Here is a 26,761-nt window from a genome sequence, read left to right as displayed (position 1 = left end):
TGCCTTATGTTAAAAACCACAATTGACAGGATAGCCAAACCTTCCATTCCTCTGATTTTATACGGACAGTTAAAAGGATATGAAAGCCGGCCTTTTGCCGTTCTTTTAAAGATTCTCTTTTCCACAGGTTCTTTATCCAGGAAAATTTCCGACAGATATCCCCGGGATCTCCGAAAGGTCAGTGCCCTGATCTATTCGATTTATCATCATTACGCGAATGAAATGGATAACCGCCGCGCCCTGGCCCTGACAAAAGCACTGACCATACCCTTCGCTCTGTCCGTCCAGATGGCCAATTTCCGCTATGTGGAATCCGACAGATCTTTCACCGATCTAATACAATACCAGAAGCGGACAAACAGCGATGGACCGACCCGGATGAACAAAATGACAATAGTGGAGGAAAATGATCGAAACTATATTTTTGAAATCAGGGGAGAGTGCTGTTTCTTCAATATTTTTTCCGCTCTGGGTGCGCCGGAACTGACAACGGTCTTTTGCGAAACAGACAACGCCATATTCAACATTTACCGTCCCGACGAAATAACCTTCGAAAGAAGCGGAACCGGTAAGCGGATAGTCGATGGCGCCTCAGCCTGTACTTTCATCTGCCGGAGTAATGGTGGTGATTAAATGACATGACTTACAGCCAGCGCGCTGTAGAGAAGCAGAACGCTCATAAGCAGATTGAAAAACCGCTTATGACGGCTGATGATTTTCCGGAACAGGGATCCGAAAAGGGCCCAGCTGTTTATGGAGAGAAAGGAAAACGAAGCGAGAAGGACAGAGAAGAGAGTCAGCCGGACAGGTCCTCTGTAATAGGGTATGACGAAACCGGAAAGAATGGTCAACCCGTAGAGGATAACTTTAACATTGACCAACTGCATCGTCATTCCTACGCGGAAAGAGTTGACTGTGCCGCTACTCTCCTCCTCCACCTTATCGGATGCTTTTCCGCCGAACCTGATCCCCGAGACTTTCCATGCCAGATAGAGCAGATAAGCCGCTCCGATATATTTCATGATCGATGTGATTTGCGGAATATATGTGTAAAGAGCCAGATTGAGGTAGGCCGAAAAAAGCATTATAAAAAAGAAACCTGTAAAAATCCCCGCCATAAATCCGAGAGTCCTGACATAGCCGTCCCGCCCCGAATTGAACATGGACATGAGGTTGTTCGGGCCGGGAGAGAAGGTCATGGCCACAGCATAGGAAAGAAAAGGCAAAAGCTGAAACATGAAAACCTCCTGACCGATTTACCGGACTACTACAGAAAATCTATTCTATCGAGCTTCCAGTATAAACCTGTTCCAGTAGCCGTTAACAAGGGTGATTACATCATCATCTTTTCCGGGAGTTCCCTTATCATAGATTTCGATAATGTCTGTCGGGTCCAGAGAGAATGACAGAGTCGTATAGTCATCGACTGCAAATTTGTCAAAAGGGAGCAGAAGACAATCCCGGCCTGTTATATTTTCTCCGACCAGATTGCCGTATTCCGAAATATTTATAAGATCCTGAGCGTTAATTCCCGGCTGGATGAGCTCGGCTTCAGTATATCTGTCGGAGAATACATACTCCGCGATATCATCAGATGCATTAACTTTCGGAAGAAGATACTGGAACTCGAATTTAAAAACACTGCCTCCCAGATTCTCTCTGACATAATAGACAGGATTCATATCCGCATCGTATAAGTTACAGATATCGGGCCAGTCATCAACGGTATATCCGGGAACTTCTATGACGACATAAGAGAAAGCGGCGAAGTCGAATGACCGGCTTTGGCTGCCGAGATGAACATCCGAGTAGGATATGAAAATCGAAATGTTCATGGTATCGTAATCGCCTTTAACAGCCGTACCCTCGACTTCATAGGGATAATCATCGATAAAGTCGACATGCATATATTCTTCCATCGCCTGGGCGTTTTCCAGAGCATTCCACCATTCCCCGAAAATGATTCCCCGGGCTTCGCCGTCAATCATACCTCCGATAAGAGGCGATCCCATGGCGAGAACGAAGTTCGTTGGAGTGAATGCCGTTTTCCCGTCTATCTCGACTTTACTGCCTAGTGCGGTGTAGTAATCGTCTATTTCAGAAACAAAATAATTATTATCGGATACGGGCCTTGCCGCGCTTTCCGAAGCGAGGCTTCTCGACTGATTGGTAACAGATTCGGTTGTAAAAAGGATCACTCCTGAATTGGAAGGAGCGCAGGAAAGCAGAAGCAGCGGCATAAGCAGGTAAATGATTTTTTTCATAATTAATCCTGATTCAGTATTTAATAATGGAGATAATATGCATCAGAATCATTAGATTTTCAACTTATAATTATTTGATTTAATGGTTTATCGATTCCATCAGCCGGCTGACGATTTCCGACTGATGTTCCAGAGCTTCGCGGCCCGCGTCATTGAGGTCGTAGACTCCCCGGCTGATGCGGTCAAACCATCCGTAAACATTCCCCGAAAGGATCTGCTGGGTCTTGTTTCCCGCACCGCTTTTCACTAAAGCAGAAGGCGAGAGCGGTCCCTGCTCTTTCAGAACCGAAGCTATATAGAGAGCCTGCTGTCTGTAGGCGCTGACCTTTCTATCGCCCGAAGCGCTTCCCGCCTTATTGAACTCGGAATACCGCCCGTCAATCTCCCGAATAATGGAAGCCCTTCGGCGATGGGCTTTCCTTGGCGCGAAGGGAACGGGATGGAGCGCAACCTCAACCTTCGTTTTGCTCTTCATAAAGCGAACGAGAATCAGTCCTGTCTCCAGACGGCTCAATAGCTTTCTAACCTCTTTATACCGGGGAATGGTTTTCTTCCCCTCAGCCACGGGAACGGCGACGTAAACAGAATCGGAAAGGGCTTTCCGGTTAACAGCCTGATAAACCAGATCGAGAGAAAAGCGCGTTTTCAGTTCAACGATGAGAAGCTCGTCTCCTTTCCTGGCGACGATATCGCAGTTTTTCACCTCGCAGGAGACCTCATAGCCCTGCCCTTCCAGCCATTTCCTGACCGGTTCATCCAGATCCGTTTCTTTCATCGGTTTCAGCTTAACACGGATCGCCGCAACCTGCTAAGATCAGAAAGAGATGAATGAACCTATTGCCGTTATGGCCGACATACATGGAAATCTCCCCGCTTTCCTCGCCATTAAAGAAGACCTGCAAAAAAGGGGAATTGAAAGAGTGATCGTCGCCGGCGATATGATTTCCGACTGTCCCGATTCAGATGAAGTTCTGACTCAGGTGAGGCTTTCCGATTGGATCGTCATAAAAGGCAATAGGGAACAGTATTTCATAGATCACTGTGCAGGTCTGCTTGATCACTGGACCCATGCCAGACAGATGTCCGCCCTTATGTGGACTTTTGATAAGCTGAGTCGGAAGAACCGGGCTTATATCCGGACTCTTGCAGATCAGAAAAGTATAGAAATCGATGGTTTGTCCATAAGGATAACCCATGGATCACCGGATTCCCTTTCTGAACTCCTCTATCCCGATAAAGAGAAGGAGCGCTTCGGGGAAGTGATGGATTCCATAGAAGAGAAGCTGCTCATATGCGGCCACAGCCATAATCAGTGGTTTGTCGAAGGTAAAGGAAAATGGGCCCTCAATCCCGGTTCGGCCGGTGTTCACTTCAATAAAGGAGAGGGAGCCCAGTACGCCTTATTAAGGATTTCCCGAGAAAGACCCTCGGCAGAACTGATCAGCGTCCCCTACTCACTCAAGGATCTGGAGAAAAGATTCCACGAAAGCGGACTCTACAGAGCCAGTCCCCATTGGAGCCGATCTATAATCGAAAGCCTGAAAGAGGGGGAAAACCTTTCTCTACTCATGATCGATTACGCCCTGAATCTGATGGAAAAAGAAGGCATAAAAGATGCCCTGACCATACCCGATCACATATGGGACCGGGCGGGGGAAGAATTTCTCAGGAATCGCGGTTGATATTCTCGTCCCTTTTGATTTTATTGCTGGCCGTCTTTATAAAAGGGACCTTCTCCTCTATCATATGAACGATTTTAGATGCCATGGGAAGTTTGGAATTGACCTCGCGTTTCAATGATTCAAGCCACTGCCCTCTTTGCTCCTCTTTTTCACCCTTCTCCATCCTGTCGACGTATTCCTTATTGGGAAAAACCCGGCTGACAATTTTGTGGTCTTCCGCATAGACGAGAACCTCATCCACAAAGGGTGAAGCGGAGATAAGCGATTCGATCACTTCGGGATAAATGTTTTCGCCGGACGGGCCGACAATGACATTCTTGCTGCGCCCTTTCAGATAGAGGTAACCGTCCTGATCGAGATAACCGCGGTCTCCCGTTCTGAGCCACCCCTCATCGGTGAGCATTTCAGCCGTGGCTTCGGGATTTTTCAGATAGCCTTTCATGACGCTGGGGCCTTTGACGAGAATCTCTCCGATGCCCGTTCCCTCTTCGGGATCTTCGATAGCAATCTCCACATCGGTTATGGCGCTGCCGACAGAACCACGGCGGGCGTCTTCCCGGGACTGAAAGGTAATCAATGGCGCCGATTCGGTCATTCCATACCCCAGAACAAAGGGGATCTGCCCCATATTGAGGAATTCTTCCACCTCTTCAGCCAGTGCGGCGCCTCCGATAATGGCACATTCCAGTCGGCCGCCGAAAGCTTCCCTGAACTTTCTGCCTATGAGTCTGAAGAAAATCTTTTTCGTCCAATCACGCTTTACAAGGAAGCGGAAAAGAGGCTTTCCCCCGATGAGCGGCGCAACTTTTTTGGAATAGATTTTTTCAAAAATAAGCGGAACGCTTCCCAATATGGTAGGTCTGATGACTTCAAAGGATTTCATCAGGGCTCCGATCGTCGGTTTACGCCCCAGCATATAGAGTTCGGAACCGCAATAGATGATGGACAGAAAAGCCGATGTGGATCCGAAAGCATGGGCCATGGGAAGAATACTGAGAGTCACCGAATCCTTTGTGATGCATTTCAATCTGTCGGGACCTTCAAAGATATTGGAAACCAGATTTTTCTGGGTTAGCATAACCCCTTTGCTGTGCCCGGTCGTTCCGGAAGTAAAAAGGATTTCGGCCAGGTCATCCTCTTTCACCTCTTCACGGGCAGCCGGTTTGTCCCCCCTGTTGTGTAGGATTTCATAATCATCCATGCGGACAAGGGCTTTAAAAGGCGTGTAATCGTACTCGCCGAACTTTGCAATAATCTGTTCCGAAAGAACCAGAGCGTCAGATTCCGCAAAATCGATTAAATACTTGATGTCATCTACGGGAAAATCCTCCATGACGGGAACGGCGGTTGCTCCGATGGACATAACAGCGAGATATGCCATAGCCCACTCGGGAGTGGATACCCCCACAATGGCGACACGGCTTCCCCGTCCGATTCCAAGAGAAAGAAATTTATTCTCCAATGATGCGACGCTCTCTCCGAATTCCCTGTAGGTAATGGCTTCTCTTTCCACTGTGCCGATGGAAAGCTCATCGGCGTACAACTCAACAACTCTCTTGAAAAAACAATCTATAGTATATTTGGTTAATCCGAATTTCATCTGTTCAGTATAACTTGTAAAGAACGGATTGAGAAGTTAGAATGGTTTTGTATGAACCGTTTAGCACCACTCGTTCTGCTGATTTTTGCCCTTCCTCTATCCGCTCTGGAAATACATCTGAACGGGATTTATTTCGGAAGTTACAACCGCGACAGCCTGAAGGATTTATCCTATAAACTGCCTTATGCAGATGAGGAAGGTGTGTTTCTGAACGAATTGCTTCCTCTGATGGATGATGTGCGGCGCTTCCGCCTCTATTCCGGCGATTACATTCTGGAAACCGGCCCGTCAGAAGATTTGCGTATAGTCACCAACGAAGATCAGATCTATCTGAGGGGAGAAGGAATCGGAAGTCTTTTTCTACCGGACAGCATTGAGCTGGAAGGTACGGAAAGAGAGGAAAAACCTCTCATTGTGTGGTTCGACAGAAAAGATGCCCACATGGAGAGAGAACTGTCTCTCTTTGCACGGCTTCACCACAGGGAAATAGAGTTCCGCGTCGACCCCGGGATTGTCAGCCTGCTGGAATACAACACCTTTAACGATAGAACACTACCGGATCTGATAGTTTTCAGCCGTGATAAGAAAAATTCTCTCAGCCCCCTTCTCAAAGAGGGGGAGATGAAAGAGCCCGTCCCCTATAAATTCAGCCGGACAGTTTATCTGAGCGGTTCGACTTATGGAGAGAATCAGATAATCGCTGCCGATTTCGCCGATCTCAATATATTTTATCCTCTGGCTCTGCATTACGGCCTGACAGAACCCTTTACAGTCGACGATCCGGCTGTTTCCGAAGCGTTAACTTATCTTCGCAATCTTTACAGAGCCGAAGCCTACAAAATTTCCGCCGACTATCCGGGTGATTTCATTTCCGGAAAAGCCGATCGGTATTACGGTATGTCGTCCGTATTTTCCGAACTGCCCGGCCCCCCCATAATGCTTGACGAGAGGTTCCCGCTTATGCCGGGCGAAATCCCCCCTCCTCTAAAGGTATCCATTCTAATGGGGATTCCCGGAAGCACCGGTTCAACCGGTACAGCTGAAGATCTGATCGCCTATCTTACGGGATACGGTGTTCAGCAGCGGATCGATCCGGAAACGGGTTATCTTCCGGTAAACGAAACAGTATACACGCTCCTCAAAGATAATGCGGCAAAAGACACTCTTCTTCTCGATCTGGAAAGAGCGGTTGAGCTCCCCTCTGACGACAGGAGCGACAAACTCCGCTTTGTTCTGCCTAAAATTATCCGCCTCGTTATAAACGGCCGGCTGACTGTTGAGCAGGGACTGGCGGAGATAGGCAATTATCTGAATAAGGAAAAATAACGATCGGGAATATGGAGAATATTCCACGAGACGACGACACCTGATGTTTTTCCTTTCAGAGCATTTATATATCCTTCCAGCATTTTTTCACTGATCCTGGTGGAAAAATACGGAGTGTTAACCATTTCCAGGCCGGCGAAAACCGGAACTTTCCCTTCTATCAGATATTCAGCAGAGCTTAATTCTTTAGCGGCGTTTTCCGGATTGATGCCCCGGCTTATGATTTCACTCAGAGTATCGGGAATCTCCAGGCCGCTGTGCCGTTCGAATAGCTTAAACGCAGCCCTTTCGGTAACCTTCGGAGCCAGTTTGAGAAGGCCTTCAATCAGACACCGGATTTCAAGAGGAAATGCGGCCGGCCCCATGGCGTAACAGTAGGTCATGTCCTTGATCCAGTCGCAATGGCGAGACAGCATTTGATAATCCTGAGCGGTGAAAAAGGAGAGGCTGGAGGGAAGAAGATCCAATGCGATTCCCTTGTGCATTTTATGCGCCGCATTTTTGTAGGTTTTGACTGTATTTTCTATATTCTCTCTTTTAAAGCGAAAAAAGTCCCCGAAAGGCTGCAGCATCTCATCAAGCGAATTGAAGCTGTTTAGCCGGTCATCATCCCAGTTATTCAGATCCGAATAGAAGACTGATAACAGGTTGCGCACCTCTTCGTGTACTCTTCCCGCTTTCGTGCGATTATTTAACCAGGATGTGAGATATGTAGAAAAAAGAGATTCGAAACCGTTCGCCGGCGAGGCATAGCGGATGCGGTCAAGAAAAACGCCATCGAAATCATACTCGTCCATAGTTTTAAGAAATATATCGAAGTTCTGCCGGTGATAGCCCGGGTCAAGAGGATCGACAAAGAGAAAATTCTCTTCTCCTGAACCGATTTTATCCCATATACCGGAGAGCTTTTCAAGACTTGTGAAACCGGGAATTTCCGCCATTGTTTCGGCAGTGACGGGAATGTCGTTCATATCGGCCAGAACAGGGTGCCACAGCCAGACTTCTATGGAATTGGAATGGCAGAAGCGGATGATTTCTTCCGTAAGAATTCCGGGATGAGTATCCCAGAGAAGAAGCCGCTTCAGGTCGAGGGATTCGGCTGCAGAGGTGATTTTCTCCTGAATCTGATTTTGTGAAAAGACTTTCTTCTCCTGTTGACCGAGGTATAGTTGGGCGCTGAATATCATGTTCATAAAAAAAAGGGTATCAGTGAAATTTCCAGTTGTCTACAATTTTGTTTTCACGTTAAAACACATTAACTATTACTTGAGAAACCTGTGAACGGAGAGAGAATATTTGAGATATTCAATTGTCTCTGATTCTCCGGTTTCGGTGTATCAGAGAGGATTTTTCTTAGAGTGATTTTCAGCTCTCAACTCTTTTATTTTTCAACTTTTTTATTAATGATTTATGCAATGGGAACTGTTATCATATTCCTGATATAGGATGACACTAATCATGCATAGCAAAAGTTTAAAAGTTGGCGCCTTTCAGTTTTCCCCTTCCAGTGATATTGATGAGAATCTCCATTGCATTAAGAGAGGCATTGAAGAAGCGGCATCTCAAAACGTCCGATTATTGCTCACTCAGGAATGCGCGGTCTGCGGCTATCCCCCGGTAGAAATTGAATCGATTGATTCAATCGACAGAATCCAACAGGAAAAAGCGGTCCAGGAAATCAGAAAATTAGCAGAAAAGCATGATATGTACATTGCTTTGGGAATGATTACTTTCTCGGATGAAGGGACTTTCAATTCAGTACAACTGATTTCGCCAAATGAGAAAAGATATAACCGCTACCATAAACGGGCCTTGTGGGGATGGGATACAGACAATTTCATACCGGGAGATGAACCGGGCATTTATTCTATAGACGGAGTAAAAATAGGCATCCGCATCTGTTTTGAAGTTAGATTCCCTGAATATTTCAGAGAGCTTTTTGCAGATGAAGTCGATCTCTGTCTTGTATCGTTTACCGATATAGGTCCGAAGGAGCAGAAAAATAAAATTGATGTTATTCAATCTCATCTTGTCAGTCGCGCAGCCGAAAATGTCATGTATCTCTTATCTGCCAACTCTATTTCACAACACCAGTTAGCGCCGACCTGTTTAATCAATCCTGATGGATATGTTATTGAGAGGGCGCCTTTGAACAAAGAATCATTAATTGTCAGGGAGATAGATTTTATGTCGCCGGACTTCGGGCAGGAAGGACGGATAAAGCATACCGGGCAGCTGAGCTATTATAGCAGAAAGGTTTAATCCTTCTCCGGGCAGTAAAATGAATGTCATAATTAATGGAGAAAAAGTTCAATTAAGAAAAGCTCAATCCGAAGATTCGTTCAATATGTCCCGATGGTATTCAGATCCACGAATTATGATACATGTCGGCTATTCAAAAGGATTAGGAATCAGCCCGGAAGATTTGCAGAGGAGAATCACAAACCTGGATGATCGACATCAGATATTTATAATCCTGGATGAAAACAGCAAGGCCATAGGCGAATGCAATTACAAGACTGATAATGATGATATCTTTGAAATCGGAATCAAAATCGGAGAATGCGATAAACAGGGACTGGGATATGGCAAAGATGCTCTTTCAGCATTCATTCAATATCTTAAAAGCGAAAAAAAGGCCCGAAATATTGTTCTGGAAGCATTGGAAGAGAACAAGCGAGCTGTTAGCTTATACACCAATGCCGGTTTTAAAATTGTGAAGCGAAATAAAAATTCCTGGACCGATCCTGATGGAAACCAGAGGAGCAGCGTGTTAATGGAGTTGAATTGTATAGAAAAATGGATCTATTCGATAAAGCCGGGAATATGCTGGAAGGCCTTCACAGCCGGGGAGAGACAGTGCCGGAAGGATCATATCACATGGTCGTAGCGAACTGGATCAGAAACGATAAAGGGCAGTATCTGATTCAAAAAAGAAATAAACCTTTGCGCGAATATGTCGACCCGTGGTCAGTTACAGCTGGTTCGGCGATTGCCGGAGAAATGAATATTGAAGCCGTTCAAAGAGAAACATTAGAGGAAATGGGTTTGTATTTCAAACAGGAAGAATTCAGATTTATGGAACGAACCTTTTTCGATGATTTCTTCATGGATGTTTTTGAAACGACCTGGAACGGGAGAGCTTCCGAAATCGATTTTGATCCTGTTGAGGTTCAAGATGTCAAATGGGTAACAGGAAATGAGCTGCGAAAAATGTACCGTTCCAAAGATTTCTATGATCATAAGACTGTTTATCTGACTCGCATTCTGGATATTGAAGAGAATATCGCAATGCAATCCCCATAGCCCCCGCTCACAGAGAGCAGGGAATTTACATCACATCTTCTTCCAGTCAATCCTCCACTCATGATCCTTCAGATCCGAGGCTTCGTAATCAACTCCCATCTGTCCTCCGGGATTCATGATATTGTTGGGATCGAAATGGCGCTTCAGGGTCTTGAGGACATCGAGCTGCACTTTCCCCAGGTGTTCCTCCATCCAGGGCGCGATCATCCGGCCGACCCCGTGATGGTGCGACAATGAGCCTCCATTGGCGACAATCGTTTCAAAAATACCCTTCTGGAAACGTCTGTATTCCTCCAGCTTATCCATATGGGTAAAAAATATTATATAAAGATTCGTCCCTTCGGAATAGAAGTGGGAGGCATGGGACATAGCCATGGTATGCGGGCGCTGCTTGATGTACTCTCTCAACTTCTGATGAAGATTGTGGAGATTGCTCCAGCTGACCGATGTTTCGAAGGTGTCGATAATGAGTCCGTAATCCCCCAGGTCCTCTCTCAGATAGGGATCGCGATACCGTCCATGCTCCCATTTTTTGATGGGATATCCGGTCAGGTACATGGCGCCGTGTTTCCGGCAGATTTTACGAATATTTTTCGCCACATTGCGGGCGAACCCTTTCTCCCCTTCCGCCTGCATAAGGAACAGGCTTCTCTCCCCCGATTTGTAGCCGAAAAGGTCGATGGCGGTGCCCATCCAGGTTCCTTCGATACCGTAAAGCTTCAGTCCCATGGATGTCTCCTCGCCATCGGAAATCCGCATGACTCCGGGAAAGCCGAACTCACCCTGTGAGATTTCCCTGGCCGCGGCGATTCCCTCTTCGAATGTCTTGAACATAAATCCCATGGGGACGTAGTTTTCCGGCTGATGATAGAAGATTTTGCAGGTCACTTCCACACAGATGCCGTAAGTTCCTTCCGAACCTTTGAGGATATCGTTGACTTTGGGACCGGTGGCCGTTGCCCTGAAGTTGTGGGTCTTAATATCTCCGACGGGAGTGACGAACTCCATCCCCAGAACGATATCGTAGGCATCTCCGTAATAGGAAGATTGCTGACCCGCTCCGAGAGTGACGATCCATCCGCCCACTGTAGAATATTCGAAGGACTGGGGATAATGGCCGCAGCAGTAATTCTTCTTCGTTCCGAACAGCTCTTTCGCGTTGTTCAGAGCCGATTCGTAAGCCGGCCCCATCATTCCCGCCTGAACCGTACAGGTTTTGTCCATCTCGTTCAGTTCAATCACTTTGTTCATATGAGTGCACATGACAAGTGTTATCCCCCCCTTTGTCGGACGGAGGCCGAAATTGACAGATGATCCGCCGCCGAAAACGTAAATGGGTATTTTGTTCTCATTGCAGTAGCGGACAACAGCCCTGACATCATCGGTATGGCGTGGATGAACGACCAGATCGGATATTTCATGGATTTCTCCGCTGCGCATCTCCATAATTTCCTCCATGGCATAACCCGAGGAGTAATTGAGACGGTCGTAATCGGAAAGCGAGATATTCTCCTCGCCGACAATATTCTCAATAGCTTCGACATGCTTTCTATCAAGAAGCGACGGATGATCGGGCAGCTCGACCAAATCGAAGCCTTCATTTTCCGGCTTTTCAAAATGGCTGTCAGGAAGATTGAATTCAGAACGGATCAGGTCGAAAAGCTGTTCGCTCGGATGTTTGAATTCCTCGGGGTCTCCCCATTTGAATATGGACCGGTAAGTCCCCGGCTCGGGAGCCTGATTGTTCCAGACCGGCATTGTGAGTTTTTTGTTAGCCATTGCATGTCTCCTGTTTTTTTACTTTTTAAAGGCTGAGTTTTTCAGGATAGCCCGTGGCAGCCTGAATCTCGTCAAATATGTTTTCCAGCAGCGGATTGATTTTCAGAAATATGGGATAGAGTTTCTCATAAAGAGCATTGTTCTCCTTATCGGGATGGAATTCCTTTTCCTCATAATGGACCATATGCTCTACCGCCTCCTCATAAGAGTCGTAGAGTCCGATCCCCATGGCTGTATTGATCGCCGCTCCCAGAGCCGATGTTTCATAGGTCCTGCCCCGGACCATGGTTCGTCCGAATATATCCGCCGACAGCTGGCAGATCCGGTCGCTCTGGCTGGCTCCTCCGGAGACCATGATCTTCTCCGCCCGTTTACCGCTTTTTTTCTCGATTTTCTCCAGACCTTCCCTGAGGGCGTAACCGAGGCCTTCGAGAATAGCGCGGTACATATGGGATTTCTTGTGGGCGCCGCCGAAACCGATCATCGATCCTTTTTCGAAGGGTTTTTTCAGACTTGCTCCCCAGAAAGGATGAACCAGAAGCCCGAGAGATCCGGCGGGAACCTGGTCGAGAAGCGCATTGAGATACTCTTCGGGAATCCGTCCCGTCTTTTCCGCTTTCTTCAGTTCCTCGTATCCGAACTCGTCGCGGAACCAGCGGATCATCCAGAACCCCCTGTAGATCATCAGTTCAGGATTGAATTTGCGGGGAACCGATGCGGGATAAGCGGGCATAAAGCGAACCGGTTCGTAATAGCGGTGCGAAGTGGTTTGAACAGTTGCTGTCGTTCCGAAACTGAGAGAAGCTTTTGTCTCATCGAGTACGCCCATACCCAGAGTTTCACACCCTTTGTCGCTGCCGCAGCCGACAACGGGCGTTCCGGCCGCCAGTCCCGTCAACTCCGCCGCTTCTCTGTGAATCGTACCGACAACAGTTCCCGGATCGACAATCTCCCACAGCTTGTCCTTCTCCACGGGAAAGAGATTGCTGTTCTGTCCGCCTTCTTTCTCCCAGCGCAGTTTTTTGTAATTCACCGGATAATGGCCTATGGTCGAGGCGATGGAATCGCGGAATTCTCCGGTCAGTCTGAAATTGAGAAAAGCGGAGATCCCGAGGTACTTCCAGGTCTTCTCCCATATCTCCGGCTCGTGCTCGCGTATCCAGTTCGACTTGCCCTCGCACTGAACTTTGGCGATCGTCTCAGTCATGCCGATAATGCCGTAGATTATTTTCCAGAGAAGATTGGGAATCCACTGCCGGGAGGCTTTTCTGTTGTCGAGCCACGATATGACAGGGCGCAGGGGCTTGCCGTCCTTTCCCAGATTGATGCACGTATCCCTCTGGGCCGTTATGCCCACAGCGGCAATGGCTCCGAAAGCTCCGGGGTTTTTCTCCTTCAGCAGACGGCATCCTTCGACAAGGGAATTCCAGAACAGCTCGCCGTCCTGCTCCGCCCAGCCGGGGCGGGAGCTGAAATAGGGTTCATATTCCATCTTCGCCTTTTCGATTATGTTCCCTTTGCTATCGAAAATAATGGTTCTCAGGCTCTGGGTTCCGCAGTCCACGGAAAGGAGCAGTTTATCCATCAGTACAACCTCTCAGTCAGAATCAGGTCCACATCGCTGTCGCAGAGCCCCCGGGCCAGGACGGAACCGCATTCCTTTTTTTCTTCCAGAATAACGCCTTTAATGGCATCCATATAGGAAAAGATCTCTCCCAGGGGGACTTCTTTCGATGTCCGGACAGCCACTCTTCTGCAACCGGGCAGATTTGTCCGGATAGTGGTCTGCAGAGTTCGCCTCGGGTCGGTCATTTCCTGAAGGGCATACTCCTCCCCTCGTGGACACAACGCGCCGCTGACACGAAATCCCTTTTCTTTTTCTTCAATCGAAAGAGAACAGCCTTTGGGGCAGACTATACAGGTCATGCTTTTCATGCTGTTGCCTCCCTCACGTATTGCGATGCCGCAGCTCCGGCAACTTCCCCGCTATCTGAAACGTAATCGACCAGATCGTAGACATGATGGGCGTTGCCGCAGGAAAAGAGTCCCGGAACATGGGGGCTCTGCATCTGTTCATCAGTCACGATCCCTCCCGTGCTGCCGTCCCGTTCCACGGGCAGATCCTTAAGAATATCGATTTCCGGTATCAGGCCGACCGAAAGAATGAGACAATCGCAGGGGATGATGGTTTCCGTTCCGGTTACAGGCTTCATCCGCTCGTCGACATAGACGACTTCCACCGCTTCAATGCGGCCTTTTCCGAATATCCGGGACACGGTTCGTCCCAGATGAAGGGGAATGGAAAAATCATTGAGGCACTGACTGATATTCCTCTGAAGGCCTGACGGCTTCGACTGGATTTCATAAACTCCTTCAACCAGGGCTCCTTCGAGAGTCAGACGGCGTGCCATAATCAGTCCGATGTCCCCGCTCCCCAGAATCACAGCCCGTTTCCCCGGCATATATCCCATACGATTGATAAACGCCTGAGCCTGCCCTGCCGTAAAAATCCCCGCCGGGCGGTCTCCGTGAATGAAAATCTGACGATCCGAACGCTCCCGGCACCCCGTGCTGACAATGACCGCTTTCCCTTCGAGCGGGAAGACTCCTTTTTCGGAACTGACCAGTTTCATAAGGAACAGATCCTTCCTCTTTCTCAGTTCCAGCAGAAAAGTGCTTGTCAGAATCTCTATTCCCGCCTTCTCGACTCTGCCGACATAGAGATCCGCATATTCAGGTCCGGTGAGTTTTTCCTTGAATTTGACCAATCCGAATCCGTCATGAATGCACTGATTCAGTATTCCGCCGGGTCTGTCTTCGCGCTCAATAATCAGAACGGAATCCCCTCTTTCTGCGACCTCCAATGCGGCGGCCATGCCGGCCGGACCGGCACCGATAACAATGACATCGTAGACCCTGTTCATTTTGTCTCTCCCGACAGTACCGGCGAACTGTCTCCTTTTCTGGTAATTTCCACCATGGGGATTCCCAGCTCGTCGGAAATGATCTCCATGATTCTGGGTGTACAGAATCCTCCGTGACACCGTCCCGCTCCGGCGCGAATCCGCCTCTTTATTGCATCGAGAGACGTGACAGGAAGCGGGCCACGAAGAACATCGCGGATCTCCTGCTCCGAGATTGTCTCGCAGCGGCAGATGATATTACCGTATAGGGGGTTCTTCACGACCATTTCCCGCCGTTCTTCAACAGAATCAATCTGATGGTATGCCGCTTTTCTCACCGGTTCGAAATCCGTCCTTTCCCCGACGGATTTATCTTTGGATAGAATCTCAACAGTCATTTTTGCAAGATCGACAGCAATAGCCGGAGCGGAAGCCACTCCGGGAGACTGTATGGCCGCTCCGTGAACCAGATTCTCTACCCTTTGGGAAGGTTCAATAATAAAATCCTCCTCCCAGGAAGCGGGGCGGATCCCTGAAAAATAGGTGATGACCGATGAGCCGCTCAGTTTTTTATTGAGGTCCAGCTTTTGCAGCAGCTCTGTAAAACTATTCCTGTCTGTGGAATAATCCTCTCTCCAGGGTTGCTCTTCTGCCGTAGGCCCCAGCAGAATATTTCCCTCGATACAGGGAACGACACCGCCGCCTTTGGTTTTTGAATTTTTCTGAATGAGCCGGGGCATGGAAAGGATGCTATGCTGGGTCAGCCCCGTATTGCGATCGAGAATGCACTCGGTCCCTTTCCGGCCGTGAAGACTGAAAAAGCGGTCATCAGCCAGCCCGGCAATGACATCGGCGAAATTACCGGCGCAATTGATAACAGCTCCGCACTTCACCGTTCCCCTGCCGGTCCTGACAGCGGCGATTCTGCCCTCCCTCATCTCAAAGGATTCGACAAAGCAATTGAGAAAAACCTCAGCGCCGTTCTGAACAGCATTTTCCGCCATGGCAATGGTCGCTTTATAGGGGGAGATGATCCCCGCAGAGGGAAGAAAGAAAGCGCCCTGCTGATCTTCGGTGACATTGGGTTCCATTTCGAAGACTTTCTTCCGGGATATATAGCGGTAATCCCCGTCGACGCCGTTTTGCCTTGCCCGCCTTTTCATTAAGGGAATCACATATTTTTCCAGTTTTGAGGGAAAAAGGACAAGGGATCCGGGGCGTTTCAGTTCAAAACCCAACTCTTCTGCCCACTGAGTATACATTCTGTTTCCCAGAACATTGTAATGGGCTTTCTTCGTTCCCGGATGCGCGGCGAACCCCGGGTGGATCATGCCGTCGTTCCGGCTGGAAGTCTGCATGGCCAGATCCTCTTCCTTCTCCAGAAGAGCAATAGAAATATTATATCGCGCCAATTCCCGGGCCGTCGCACAACCGATGATCCCGCCGCCGATAATGACCGCATCAAAATATCGCCCCTCAAGGACCCGGTCTCCCGGATCGAATCGGTAGATTTTTTCCTCTCCAATGCCTTCGACAGTTATATCGTTCAGGACGCCTTTATATCCCCGGTTAGCCGCGGCGAAACCTGCGGCGACTTTCCGGTCCCAGGAATCGACATGGCCTGTCAGGCGGATGGATTTGCGGAACTCGTCAGCCTTGACAGTTCCCGACAGACCGAGCTTCGACAGCTCTTTTTTCACTTTTTGCAGTTTATCCATAGAGTTCCTCACTCCAACGTATATGAACTGAGTTTTTTCATGATTTTCCCCGCCTTTTCCCCATCGCTCTGGCGGAAACAAACAAGAAGATCTCTCTGGAGATCGCGAATTTCCCGACTGTCACCCTTTTTCCCGTAGAAGTTTTTCAGATACTCCAGATAGACGGGTCTGAGTGAATTGATTAAAAGGGGATAGACAATATTTCCGCTTATCAAAGCGATCTGCTGATGTATCCGGAAATCTCTTAAAGCCAGCTCTGAAGGATTGGAGAGATGATGGTCAAAACTCATGATCTCTTCCAGCAGATCCCAATCAGCAGTTTTTCCTGCATTGCAGGCCAGAACGGCAGCATCGCTCTCCATCAGGGCACGGACTCTGTACAGGCTTGATAAAACGTGAGGATTAAGATTCTCTTCCTCCGTATGCAGAAGAAGAGTGGTGAGAAGATCGAGCGTTCCTTCCTGACGAAAATCATTGACCACGACTCCGTGGCGGGGCCGCATTGTGACGAGACCCCGTCCCTCAAGGATGAGAAGAGCCTCGTGAATGACCGGCCGCGATACAGCGAATTCAGCCGCCAGATCCCGTTCGGGGGGAAGTCTTTCACCGGGATCATACTTTTCAGAGAGAATCCGGAACTCCAGTTCCTGTACAATATCTTCTTTTAAACGCTTCATAAGACCTCTTGGTGGTATTACCACCAATTCAATCTTAAGCCTGCATTTTTATGCCGTCAACAGAAAAGATCAATTTCTTCCGCAAATGACGGATGGATATCAAATTTCGACAACTATGCTGTACATGAATATTCAAAAAAAGGGATGAGCTTCCGGGGATGAGTAAAATATCAAATATCCCCTCCTATAATCATGGAGGGGATATTGCGTTTATTTCCAGAACTTTTCCATTCTCCGGTTCAGTTCGGCGCGGTAATGCTCCCAGTCGGAGATAGGCTTTTTTGCGACTCCTTCGTCACAGGCGGCTTTAGCCACAGCTAAAGATTCCCATTCAATAACCCTGTGATCAAAAGGAGTGGGAACCAGGTATTCTCTTCCGAATACCAGATCTTTACCTTTATAAGCATTTTTTACGGACTGGGGAACCGGCTCCTTTGCCAGATTGGCCAGGGAGATCGCCGCAGCCATTTTCATCCCTTCGGTAATCTTTCTAGCACGGACATCGAGAGCTCCGCGGAAAATAAAAGGAAAACCAAGAACGTTATTGATCTGATTGGGGTAATCGCTTCGGCCTGTAGCCATGATGACATCGTCTCTTGTGGCGTGTGCCAGTTCGGGACTGATTTCGGGATTGGGATTGGACATGGCAAACACAATGGGATCGTGATTCATGGAAAGAAGCATATCCGCCGTAAGACAGTCGGGTACGGAAAGACCGATAAATGCATCAGCTCCTTTTACGGCGTCAGCAAGGGTCCGGGCATCTGTTTCCCTTGCGAAATTGGATTTAAGTCCGGTCATCCGCTCTTTTCTTCCCTTATAGATGACGCCGATGGAATCGCACATAATAACATTTTCACTTTTTACACCGGCAGCGATAAACATCTCCGTACAGCGAATTCCCGCCGCTCCGGCTCCGTTGACGACGATTTTCAGGTCTTCCATTTTCTTGCCGGCAATTTCCGCCGCATTTAAAAGACCGGCTGTAGAAATTATAGCTGTCCCGTGCTGATCATCATGAAAAACAGGAATATCGCAGAGTTCGACAAGAGCATCTTCGATTTCGAAACATTCAGGAGCTTTTATATCTTCGAGATTGATGCCTCCGAATGTAGGCTCCATCATTTTCACAACTTCGATAATTTTGGCCGGATCTTTTGTATCAAGTTCAATATCGAAAACATCCACATCGGCGAATCTTTTGAAAAGGACGCCTTTTCCTTCCATGACCGGCTTACTGGCAAGCGCGCCTTTATCGCCCAGGCCGAGAATTGCCGTTCCATTGGAAACAACAGCCACAAGATTTCCCTTGCTAGTGTACAAGTAGGCATTTTCTTCCTGATCGGCAATTTCCAGAACCGGCTTGGCAACACCGGGAGTGTAGGCCAAAGACAGTTCATCGGCTGTCATACAGGGTTTAGTGGAGACCACTTCGATTTTACCGGGTTTATTATTAAGACTGTGATATTTCAGTGCTTTGTCTTTCAACTCATCCATTTTGTTCGATTTCCGCCTTATTTTGATCGTTTTAGAACTATTTTATATTATTTATGAATTGTTTTAAAGAGGATAGCATCAATATTCTGTTTCCTCTTGTCCTTCTATGATGTATTATTCTCCTTATGATGACTGTAAAAGCACTGTATATCAAGCCAGTGAAGAAAGGTGAAGCCAGAACGGTAGAAAAGATCAATCTGATAAAAGATTTCGGTCCCGAAGGAGATGCCTACGGCGGACCGGGAGAACGGCAGATCACTCTGCTTGGAGATGAAGACCTGAAAGGTCTGGAAGAGGATCGGGAAAAAGGTCTGTGCATTAAAAGATTCTCCGCCAATATTATTCTGGAAGGAAGTACGTCCCTTTTAAAAGAAGGAGATATGTTAAAACTCGGGAAAGCTACTATCAGGATAACAGGGGAAAAGAAGGTTTGTCATAAGGGTTGTGCCATAGTAGAAGAGGAGAAGAGAATCTGCCTTCTTCCCGGATCCGTCCGGTTTGCCTCAATCGAGACTGGCGGCGAAGTAAAAAAAGGCGAGACTCTCCGATAAGAATTTTAATTGGTAAACAGATCGAATATGTTCCCCATCATGCTCGAATCAGCTTTGTACAACTCCGTGAAACGGCAGCGGGTGCAGCTTACGGTTGTAAAACGCTTGCTCTGAACATCAAAAACCTTGGAAAGCATCCCTCCGGTCGCGCGAAATTCATCAGTTTCATAACGCGTGTTACCGCATTTGGGGCATCTGTAATTGTAATCATCCATATATTTTTCCTCTGTTTGTCATAGTATTTAATAAATATAACTCCATAAACTCTGTCCAAAACTTAAATCCCGTTTATATTCAGGAATTTTCCCCTACGTATGGACAAAAAAAAACAGTTCTGCTATATTCTTCAACGCACAGGGCGCCGTACCCAAGCGGCTAAGGGAGTGGATTGCAAATCCATCATTCAGCGGTTCGAGTCCGCTCGGCGCCTTAAGATTCTAAAGACCGGCTTCGGCTGGTCTTTTTTTTTATAAACCTGAGCGGACTCGATCCGGAATGAGCGCCGACCGAATAGGGAGGAATAGCAGACAGGATGTCTGCGCCAGCGAATGAAGGCGGCCCGTAATAAAAAATCACGACGATTTTTTATCGAAGGGTGGGAAGCTCGGCGCCTCAAGATTCTAAAGACCGGCTTCGGCTGGTCTTTTGTTTTTTATAAATCTGAGCGGACTCGCCCACCCCGTCGAACTCGACAGGACAGTCGAAACCTAACAGCTCCTGAGTACCCTCTTTCCCCCTCCCGTCTCATGGCATGACTTTTGCAAAGCTGCCTGTAATATATAAAAGTAACGGAGTTATCCATGAAAGCCGCCCATATCAATCCATTTCTCAATTCCACTCTGAAATTAATGGAAAATATGATAGGGAGAATGCCCATGCCCGGTCAGAAAAGCCTTCTTCAGAATTTTCACAGTCACCGATGGGATGTTTCGGGAATCATTGGTGTCACAGGTAACGCCGAAGGCATAATCGCCATCAGAATGACCAAAAACATGGTAGAGAAACTCCTGGCCGCATCGGGTGTCTTTTTCTCCGATGTCGACGAGTTCAATGAGCTTACAAACAGCATGATCGGAGAAATCGCCAACGTCATCGCCGGTAACGCCCTGAGCGATATAAGCCAGTACAATCTCAATATTACAGTGCCTATTGTCATACAGGGAAAGGATCATACCATTGCGTGGCCTCATAACAATCCGGTCATCGTCATCCCCTTTTCCAGCGCTTTCGGTCCTTTTGAGGTCTGCGTCAGCTTAAAGGAAAATCTGGTAAGATCTTTTGCGTGACAGATCCTTATGCCTTATCATAGGGCTAAGGAGTCTATATGCATCACGATTACAACATCCGCTTAATCAAATCGGAAGACAGAGAACAGTTTCACCAATGTTTTGACTCAGTCGCCAGAGAAGGAATTTACATGGCCAGAGATACCAATCAAACTGCCATGGGGCTGAATTTTTAGAATTTTCTATTTACTTTTATTATCAACTGTCAAATAATCAACTTTATGAAAAAAGTGAACTATTCTATTTACGCCCTTCTATTCTTTGCTCTGCTGCCGTTTCTCTCATTCGCCTCAGGGCGTTCAGAAGAAATCAAAGTACAGAACTACAATACGATCCGGATTGTCGGTGACTCGGAAGAACAAAACAATATCGATCCCGAACATAACAGGAAGATTCTTCCCTATGTCCTCAAAGAAGACCTTCTCGATCTCCTTGCCGGAGGCATCGTCATAAATCTTCCCGATGAAAATTTCGATTCGTCTCCAGTTCTGAAGAACCTCATCCTGCGGGATTTCGCACCAACCACTTATGTCTACTATTCCAATGATACAAAAAAAGCGGATACGGAATGCTATTACCAGGGAGAGGACCTGATCTACTACAGCCGGACGGCTTACAATTACTGTCCTTTTCAGAAAGTCGGAATGACAGAGGAAGCAAAGGAGATAAAAAAAGATTACAGACAGGAGGATATTACTCTCAATTTCTCCGTTTATCCGGTAAAAACGATAGACCGGAATACAGCCGAGTATGGAGCTTTCTGCTCTTTTTTCTATTTAGAAAATGATGATAGGGATAACATTTTTAAAGACGCGGTTGTATATCTCAACGATACAAAATTAAAGTCTGTCAACTCGGGCTTTTTCAAAATAGATAAGAAGCTGCCGGTTTTCAGAACAGGAGAAACCATAAGCTTCAGTATCGAGCACGAACTTATTGGAAAGATAAGCGGAGAACTGACGGTACCGGCTCCTCTCGATTCCTTCACTCTGGAACCGGCTTTGCAAACAGGCGTCCCCAGCGACACAGACGATTATCTGCTCAGTTGGGAAAAGCAGAATTGCGACGGCTATGATCTGACTGTATACAGAGCTATGGAGGAGGAACAAATTGATAGCTACGGATTATCGACCGACAGCCTTTTTCATAAATGGGATCCATGGGAACTGCAGGAAAATGGAGATCTTGTCCCCTTTCTACGGTTTTCCGTCAGCACAAGCAATATAATAAGACCTGAAGGCTTTAACTAATGGTCGGGCATCTCCGTGCTTTCACCATCGGCGGCCTATAATGGGAATTTTTTACAGGAGTGATATTTGAAAAAAACAGCCTATATTATCCCGGTTCTGCTGGCCGCTTTTATCCTCACTGCTTGTCTTGAATTCAAAGAGGGGTATTCATCGACCAGCTACGATTCAAGCTTCGGGGAGACAGATAAGTTCACATCTGTTCTGGATGTAACTCAGACTCTCGAACCGGTACACTTCAGAGGAATAATCAATCTGGAAAGCGGAACATGTTCTCTGGTTATTACAAAACCGGGCGGGGAAATAGCCAGGGAGTATCATTTCGATAGTCCGGGGCGGAAAAACCTCATTGCCGATTTTAACGCAGTTAAAGGCAGATGGAAATTAAAGCTCTCCAGCGAAAACGCCAAAGGGACTTTCAGAATCCACTGGGATAATAAAGAAAAAGATAGTTGAGATCTCATCAGAAATAATTCTTGAATCTTTCACAAAAGGAACTGTTTTCATTTACATTTGCTTCATAACTCTCCTTTACCTTTTGGAACATAAAGAAACAGAAGAGGTTCCGAAGGAGCTTCCATAGGAGAAAAAAATGAAAAAAGAATTATTGGTTTTAACAGTGGCTTTAGGTATGGCAGCAGCGCTTTCGGCAAACGGACAGCAGGATGAGGCCAGCGATTTCTTCGGCAGAGGACGAGCAAACGGATCGGGCAGAGGCTTCAATTATGACGCGGCAGAGGCTGAGCAGTTTCAGGCGGACCGTCAGGCTGAAAGACAGGCTGAAATTGATTCCTGGATCGAAGATCAGGAACCGGTTACCGTGGAAGGAACACTTCACCTGGTAAACGGCGAACTTCCCTATGTCGAACAGAATGGTGAGAAGTTTGTGATTTCCGCTCCCTGGGCTGATCTGGAAGATATCAGCCTGACCGATGGCATGACTGTTACAGTCGAAGGCTTTGAGGCTCCGGGAGCCGGATACAGATGGGATGATTCTGAGAAGGTTCTTATGCTCACCAAAGCTACGGTCAACGGTGAGGAGATTACCATAGAGCATAGCGCCGATGGCTCCGGATACAGAGGCGGAGCAGAACAGGCTTACGGAAACCGGGGCGGCCGAGCCATGGCCCAGGGTGGACCGGTCAGAGGAAAAGGCGGACCTTCCGCCGGTGGAATGATGGGTCGCCGCTTTTAAGGCATCCGATGAAACTGCTCCTTCGGGAGCGGTTTTTTTTTGGCCTCGACAACAGAGGGGAATGATTTCATAATTAATTATATGGATAAGAAAAAACTATTAACGCTGATCTGGATCGGAGATATTTTCACCAAGCCGATTTACCTATTCATTGCCTGGCAGCAGTATAATGCCGGATTGATGGAACCGGAGATTATCCCCATGATCAGTTACATTTTTCTGGGTGTCGGTATCGCCGCCGCTATCGGTGGGATTCTTGTTATCCGGGAACTCTCGAAGAGGGATTCCGCCCTTTTCTCCCTTTACAGCAGGTTTTACAGCCAGTCTCCCGGCGGGACCGGAGGCGATCCCCTTTTCGGCCTGTACACTGTCGGCCTGGGCCTTGTTGAGACATCTTCCCTGTTCGCTCTGGTATCCTATCTTTCAACCGGCGCGCTAAGACCTTCGCTTATCATGGTCGGAGTCTGGTTTGTTGCCTGGTTTTTCAGCCGTCCGGTTATAAGCGAATGAAAGTCTTCACATCAAATGCTTTTGCTTCCGTGCCGGAAGGAGGTAATCCCGCGGGAATATGCCTCGAGACAGAAGGATTGACCGAAGGGGAAATGCAGGCTATCGCCGCCGAAGTGGGCTATTCGGAAACGGCTTTTATTTTTCCTTCGGATTCTGCAGATTTTAAAGTCCGTTTCTTTACGCCGGCCAGCGAAGTTGATCTCTGCGGACACGCCACCATCGCCACATTTTCCCTCATGCATGAACTGGGTATGATCGGTAAGGGTACCTATAGGCAGGAAACGGCGGCGGGTATTCTCGCCATCGAAATAGATGAAGAGGGAACGGTTATGATGGAGCAGCTCCTGCCCCGCTTCGGTGGTTTTGCCGAAAAGGATCTGATTGCCCGTTCATTGGGAATCAGCAGCGGATCAATAGTTGAAAACCTTCCGGTTCAGGCGGTTTCAACAGGATTGATGGATCTTATCGTTCCTGTACTGGATTTGAGTGCAATGGAAAGCATTAAACCCGATTTCTCCCTTATTTCAGAGATCAGCCGGGATCTGAATGTCACGGGCTATCATGTTTTCACGACGGAAACTCTTTACGGATCGACGGCCCATTGCCGGAACTTCGCTCCGCTGTTCGATATCAATGAAGAAGCGGCGACGGGAACGGCGACGGGAGCGACGGTATCCTATATGCACAGCCACGGTATGCTGGATGGATCAGTCCTGACAAATTTGAAATTTGAACAGGGGTATGAGATGAATCGGCCGTCAGAGATAAAGGCAGTCCTGGGTACAGAAGGGAAAAGAATTACAGATGTCAGGGTCGGGGGAACGGCCCGGCGATCAAAGACGCTTCATTTATAAAAAAAGAAACCCCGTAACAATGACCCGGGGCAATAAAATCAGCCAGCATTTCCAGCCGTAAGGGCTTTTCTCTGTGACTGAATACTTTATATATCGGAATATACCTCGGTTATGTTAGAAAAAGGTAAAGCTGATATTAAAGTTTGGTAAATTGGAAAAATCTCTCTATATTCAAGATATGGAACAGGATTTTGTACTGATAGTGGAAGATGACAGCGAAATATCGAAGATACTCTCTGTAAATATTGAAGATCTGGGATTGAAGACAAGAATTTGCGATAACGGACAGGACGGCCTTGAGCTGGCCCGGTCCGGAAAATTCTCTTTGATCATTCTGGATATCATGCTCCCCCGGCTCGATGGGGTCTCGCTCCTGAGGGAACTGAGAAAGAGCGATGCCCGTACGCCCGTCCTGATGGTTACCGCCAGAGACAGCGAACTGGACCGGGTTCTGGGACTGGAACTGGGCGCCGACGATTATATGTCCAAACCATTCAGCGTCCGGGAAATGACCGCCCGGGTCAAAGCCCTCCTCCGCCGGTCGCAGCTGGCAGATGATGCGAACGGCTACAGAGATAAGCCCGTTTCCATTGGAAAACTCACTCTCGATCCTCTGAAAAGAAAAGCTTTGCTGGGGAAGAAAGAAGTTGATCTGACCGTGAAGGAATTCGATCTGCTTTCTCTTTTTATGAAAAATCCCGGACGGGCTTACAGCCGGAGCGATCTGCTCAATCTTATCTGGGGTTATCAGTTTGAAGGTTACGAACACACGGTTAATACCCATATCAACAGATTGAGAGCCAAAATCGAAATCGATCCGGGAAAACCGGAGTACCTGAAAACAGTCTGGGGAGTGGGGTACCGCTTTGCCGAAGAGAATGAGTTAAGCCATGATTAAACCTTTGCGCTCTTTCTACGGACGCCTTTCCCTGCTTTTCCTCCTCCTGGTCATACTTCTGGCGGCATCGACCCTTTTCATAGCCTTTCAGGCGGCGGGACATCTGTTCGACGAAGTGGAACAGGAACTGAACAGAAAATACGCTTCGAGCCTGGCTGTAGAGCTCCAGCCTTTCGTCACCGATGAAATTCAGACTGATATGATAATGGATAGGATTCAGTACATGATGGTCCTCAATCCCATGGTGGAAATTTACCTCATAAGCGGAACCGGTGAAGTTCTGGCGTATTTTACGGGACCGGGAGATATGGTGAAACGGCATCAGATCGATATGGTACCGGTGAAGACCTTCGTGTTCGGGCAGAACAGCGAACTGATACGGGGAGACGACCCGCGGACAACTGATCAGGTGAAACCTTTTTCCGCTGCGCCTTTGAAAATCGCCGGAAAGCAGGGGTTTGTTTATGTCATACTCAGGGGAAGGAATTTCGACCGCTCCCTCGGAATGATCAGGAGCAGCTATTACATACGCTCGGGTCTCATATCCTTTCTTCTGGCTCTGGCAGTGACTCTCATTGCCGGCTTCTCCCTCTTCTCACTGCTGACCTCCCGGCTCCGCAAGCTGGGTAAAAGCGTAAAAGGCTTTGAGGAAGGAGATTACGGGAACCGCGTTGAAGTGAAAGGAGCTGACGAAATAGCCGGACTCGGAAGGGCTTTCAATGATATGGCCCGGTCTGTGGAAGAGAGCATAGAGCAGCGGAATGACCTGATAACCAATATTTCCCACGACCTGAGAAGCCCTCTCACATCCATAAGAGGCAATATTGAAACGGTTCTGCTCAAAGACGCTCTGTCGGCGGAAGAGCAGAAGACCTACCTCGAGTCGGCTTTGAAAAGCGTATCGGCATTCCAGAAACTGGTGGAACAGCTTTTTGAACTGAGCAAACTGGAAAGCCGGGATATTAAAATCAACAGAGAAATTTTTATACCCGCCGAACTGGCTCAGGATATCATCCTGAAATACAAGCTACAGGCGGAAAAAAAGGACATTGAACTGAAGCTGAACCACAGCGAGAGAAACAGCCCCTTTTCAGGAGATATAGCCCTGCTGGAAAGAGCCCTTTCGAATCTCCTTGAAAATGCCATTAATTATACCGGAGAAGGGGGAATAGTATGCTTGACTCTCGAGGAGAAGACGGGAAAGCTTTTCATTTCTGTAAGCGATACGGGACAGGGCATTCCCCCGGAAGAAGCGGAAAGGGTTTTCGAACGATTCTACCGGGGTGACAAAAGCCGGGACCGCCGTATTTCCGGAACAGGACTGGGGCTATCCATTACCAGGGAAATTGTGGAACTGCACCGGGGAACTATTAATTTGGAGACCTCCGGCAATAGAGGAACCACTTTCATTATCGAGCTCCCGCTTTAAGTTTACTAATTTAATGAACTTTTGTGACACTTTTGTTAT

Annotated in this window: 28 protein-coding genes, 1 tRNA gene and 1 pseudogene; 17 read left to right on the top strand and 13 right to left on the bottom strand. The window is 47.7% G+C overall.

The window, feature by feature from the left end; all coding sequences use genetic code 11:
• Positions 1 to 6: 6 nt before the first annotated feature.
• Positions 7 to 633, top strand: a complete 627-nt coding sequence (locus HNR50_RS10490) for an L-2-amino-thiazoline-4-carboxylic acid hydrolase (RefSeq protein ID WP_184746703.1) — start codon at positions 7 to 9, stop codon at positions 631 to 633.
• Here HNR50_RS10490 and HNR50_RS10485 read toward each other — a convergent pair.
• From HNR50_RS10485 to HNR50_RS10475, 3 genes are all read right to left on the bottom strand, one after another.
• Positions 630 to 1,238: a LysE family transporter gene (locus HNR50_RS10485; RefSeq protein ID WP_184746701.1), complete on the bottom strand. Its 609-nt coding sequence runs from the start codon at positions 1,236 to 1,238 to the stop codon at positions 630 to 632. The two genes, HNR50_RS10490 and HNR50_RS10485, sit on opposite strands and share 4 nt — an antisense overlap.
• A gap of 45 nt (positions 1,239 to 1,283) precedes the next feature.
• Positions 1,284 to 2,264, bottom strand: a complete 981-nt coding sequence (locus HNR50_RS10480) for a hypothetical protein (protein ID WP_184746699.1) — start codon at positions 2,262 to 2,264, stop codon at positions 1,284 to 1,286.
• A gap of 79 nt (positions 2,265 to 2,343) precedes the next feature.
• Positions 2,344 to 3,039, bottom strand: a complete 696-nt coding sequence (locus HNR50_RS10475) for a DUF2161 family putative PD-(D/E)XK-type phosphodiesterase (RefSeq protein ID WP_184746697.1) — start codon at positions 3,037 to 3,039, stop codon at positions 2,344 to 2,346.
• 49 nt (positions 3,040 to 3,088) lie between these two features.
• Between HNR50_RS10475 and HNR50_RS10470 the strand changes: the two genes are divergently transcribed.
• Entirely contained in the window at positions 3,089 to 3,946 is an 858-nt protein-coding gene (locus HNR50_RS10470; RefSeq protein WP_184746695.1) for a metallophosphoesterase family protein, read from the top strand.
• Here the strand turns inward: HNR50_RS10470 and HNR50_RS10465 are convergent.
• Positions 3,930 to 5,546 carry an AMP-binding protein gene (locus HNR50_RS10465; protein ID WP_184746693.1) on the bottom strand — a complete coding sequence of 539 codons (1,617 nt, stop codon included), beginning with the start codon at positions 5,544 to 5,546 and terminating at the stop codon, positions 3,930 to 3,932. The genes HNR50_RS10470 and HNR50_RS10465 overlap by 17 nt on opposite strands.
• 51 nt (positions 5,547 to 5,597) lie before the next feature.
• Here HNR50_RS10465 and HNR50_RS10460 point away from each other — a divergent pair, with 51 nt between their 5' ends.
• Positions 5,598 to 6,872, top strand: coding sequence for a type 2 periplasmic-binding domain-containing protein (locus HNR50_RS10460; protein WP_184746691.1), 1,275 nt, complete (start codon positions 5,598 to 5,600; stop codon positions 6,870 to 6,872).
• On the opposite strand, the gene HNR50_RS10455 is transcribed toward HNR50_RS10460, so the two are convergent.
• A complete protein-coding gene (locus HNR50_RS10455) occupies positions 6,851 to 8,065 on the bottom strand; it encodes a hypothetical protein (protein ID WP_184746689.1) in 1,215 nt (404 codons plus the stop codon). The two genes, HNR50_RS10460 and HNR50_RS10455, sit on opposite strands and share 22 nt — an antisense overlap.
• A 265-nt stretch (positions 8,066 to 8,330) precedes the next feature.
• Here HNR50_RS10455 and HNR50_RS10450 point away from each other — a divergent pair, with 265 nt between their 5' ends.
• From HNR50_RS10450 to HNR50_RS10440, 3 genes are read left to right on the top strand one after another with little or no spacing between them, the layout of a single operon-like run.
• A complete protein-coding gene (locus HNR50_RS10450; RefSeq protein ID WP_184746687.1) occupies positions 8,331 to 9,134 on the top strand; it encodes a carbon-nitrogen hydrolase family protein in 804 nt (267 codons plus the stop codon).
• A 19-nt stretch (positions 9,135 to 9,153) separates the two neighbouring features.
• Complete coding sequence (locus HNR50_RS10445; RefSeq protein WP_184746685.1) at positions 9,154 to 9,762, top strand: GNAT family N-acetyltransferase; 609 nt, start codon at positions 9,154 to 9,156, stop codon at positions 9,760 to 9,762.
• Positions 9,732 to 10,178 carry an NUDIX domain-containing protein gene (locus tag HNR50_RS10440; protein ID WP_184746683.1) on the top strand — a complete coding sequence of 149 codons (447 nt, stop codon included), beginning with the start codon at positions 9,732 to 9,734 and terminating at the stop codon, positions 10,176 to 10,178. Before HNR50_RS10445 ends, HNR50_RS10440 begins: the two co-directional genes overlap by 31 nt.
• Positions 10,179 to 10,208: 30 nt before the next feature.
• Here the strand turns inward: HNR50_RS10440 and HNR50_RS10435 are convergent, their stop codons facing one another.
• From HNR50_RS10435 to HNR50_RS10405, 7 genes and pseudogenes are all read right to left on the bottom strand, one after another.
• A complete protein-coding gene (locus HNR50_RS10435; RefSeq protein ID WP_184746681.1) occupies positions 10,209 to 11,957 on the bottom strand; it encodes an FAD-binding oxidoreductase in 1,749 nt (582 codons plus the stop codon).
• Positions 11,958 to 11,982: 25 nt separating this feature from the next.
• Positions 11,983 to 13,542 carry an FGGY-family carbohydrate kinase gene (locus HNR50_RS10430; RefSeq protein WP_184746679.1) on the bottom strand — a complete coding sequence of 520 codons (1,560 nt, stop codon included), beginning with the start codon at positions 13,540 to 13,542 and terminating at the stop codon, positions 11,983 to 11,985.
• Entirely contained in the window at positions 13,542 to 13,892 is a 351-nt protein-coding gene (locus tag HNR50_RS10425; RefSeq protein WP_184746676.1) for a DUF1667 domain-containing protein, read from the bottom strand. The genes HNR50_RS10430 and HNR50_RS10425 overlap by 1 nt, the downstream gene beginning before the upstream one ends.
• Before the next feature lie 17 nt (positions 13,893 to 13,909).
• Positions 13,910 to 14,881: pseudogene (locus HNR50_RS10420) on the bottom strand (NAD(P)/FAD-dependent oxidoreductase); the annotation flags it as partial.
• The gene (locus tag HNR50_RS10415; protein WP_184746672.1) at positions 14,878 to 16,578 is read right to left on the bottom strand and encodes an NAD(P)/FAD-dependent oxidoreductase; all 1,701 of its coding nucleotides are present in this window, start codon (positions 16,576 to 16,578) and stop codon (positions 14,878 to 14,880) included. The gene HNR50_RS10415 and the pseudogene HNR50_RS10420, both read right to left, overlap by 4 nt.
• Positions 16,579 to 16,586: 8 nt before the next feature.
• Positions 16,587 to 17,255 carry a FadR/GntR family transcriptional regulator gene (locus HNR50_RS10410; RefSeq protein WP_184746670.1) on the bottom strand — a complete coding sequence of 223 codons (669 nt, stop codon included), beginning with the start codon at positions 17,253 to 17,255 and terminating at the stop codon, positions 16,587 to 16,589.
• A gap of 210 nt (positions 17,256 to 17,465) precedes the next feature.
• Complete coding sequence (locus HNR50_RS10405) at positions 17,466 to 18,752, bottom strand: malic enzyme-like NAD(P)-binding protein (protein WP_184746668.1); 1,287 nt, start codon at positions 18,750 to 18,752, stop codon at positions 17,466 to 17,468.
• 125 nt (positions 18,753 to 18,877) lie between these two features.
• Here HNR50_RS10405 and HNR50_RS10400 point away from each other — a divergent pair, with 125 nt between their 5' ends.
• Positions 18,878 to 19,303, top strand: coding sequence for an MOSC domain-containing protein (locus HNR50_RS10400; RefSeq protein ID WP_184746666.1), 426 nt, complete (start codon positions 18,878 to 18,880; stop codon positions 19,301 to 19,303).
• 5 nt (positions 19,304 to 19,308) lie between these two features.
• Here the strand turns inward: HNR50_RS10400 and HNR50_RS10395 are convergent, their stop codons facing one another.
• A complete protein-coding gene (locus HNR50_RS10395) occupies positions 19,309 to 19,518 on the bottom strand; it encodes a zinc ribbon domain-containing protein (RefSeq protein WP_184746664.1) in 210 nt (69 codons plus the stop codon).
• Between the two features lie 142 nt (positions 19,519 to 19,660).
• On the opposite strand from HNR50_RS10395, the gene HNR50_RS10390 reads away from it, so the two are divergent.
• The 10 genes from HNR50_RS10390 to HNR50_RS10345 all read left to right on the top strand — a co-directional run bounded on the left by HNR50_RS10390 (position 19,661) and on the right by HNR50_RS10345 (position 26,722).
• Positions 19,661 to 19,733 (top strand) — tRNA-Cys (locus HNR50_RS10390).
• Between the two features lie 370 nt (positions 19,734 to 20,103).
• Positions 20,104 to 20,589 (top strand): chemotaxis protein CheX, encoded by a 486-nt coding sequence (locus HNR50_RS10385; protein WP_184746662.1) that lies wholly within the window; start codon positions 20,104 to 20,106, stop codon positions 20,587 to 20,589.
• Positions 20,590 to 20,627: 38 nt separating this feature from the next.
• Entirely contained in the window at positions 20,628 to 20,765 is a 138-nt protein-coding gene (locus HNR50_RS10380) for a hypothetical protein (protein ID WP_184746660.1), read from the top strand.
• Positions 20,766 to 20,810: 45 nt separating this feature from the next.
• Positions 20,811 to 21,839: a hypothetical protein gene (locus HNR50_RS10375; RefSeq protein WP_184746658.1), complete on the top strand. Its 1,029-nt coding sequence runs from the start codon at positions 20,811 to 20,813 to the stop codon at positions 21,837 to 21,839.
• Between the two features lie 66 nt (positions 21,840 to 21,905).
• The gene (locus tag HNR50_RS10370; protein ID WP_184746656.1) at positions 21,906 to 22,292 is read left to right on the top strand and encodes a hypothetical protein; all 387 of its coding nucleotides are present in this window, start codon (positions 21,906 to 21,908) and stop codon (positions 22,290 to 22,292) included.
• 136 nt (positions 22,293 to 22,428) lie between these two features.
• Positions 22,429 to 23,031, top strand: a complete 603-nt coding sequence (locus HNR50_RS10365; protein WP_184746654.1) for a hypothetical protein — start codon at positions 22,429 to 22,431, stop codon at positions 23,029 to 23,031.
• A gap of 81 nt (positions 23,032 to 23,112) precedes the next feature.
• Entirely contained in the window at positions 23,113 to 23,541 is a 429-nt protein-coding gene (locus tag HNR50_RS10360) for a hypothetical protein (RefSeq protein ID WP_184746653.1), read from the top strand.
• Complete coding sequence (locus HNR50_RS10355; RefSeq protein ID WP_184746651.1) at positions 23,538 to 24,395, top strand: PhzF family phenazine biosynthesis protein; 858 nt, start codon at positions 23,538 to 23,540, stop codon at positions 24,393 to 24,395. Before HNR50_RS10360 ends, HNR50_RS10355 begins: the two co-directional genes overlap by 4 nt.
• A 178-nt stretch (positions 24,396 to 24,573) precedes the next feature.
• Positions 24,574 to 25,293 (top strand): response regulator transcription factor, encoded by a 720-nt coding sequence (locus tag HNR50_RS10350; protein WP_184746649.1) that lies wholly within the window; start codon positions 24,574 to 24,576, stop codon positions 25,291 to 25,293.
• Entirely contained in the window at positions 25,286 to 26,722 is a 1,437-nt protein-coding gene (locus HNR50_RS10345) for a sensor histidine kinase (protein WP_184746647.1), read from the top strand. The genes HNR50_RS10350 and HNR50_RS10345 overlap by 8 nt, the downstream gene beginning before the upstream one ends.
• Positions 26,723 to 26,761: the final 39 nt, after the last annotated feature.

Source organism: Spirochaeta isovalerica, from assembly GCF_014207565.1.
Classification (GTDB): domain Bacteria; phylum Spirochaetota; class Spirochaetia; order DSM-2461; family DSM-2461; genus Spirochaeta_F; species Spirochaeta_F isovalerica.
Note: the sequence above shows the minus strand (reverse complement) of the source record. Positions and strands in the feature narration are given on the sequence as shown.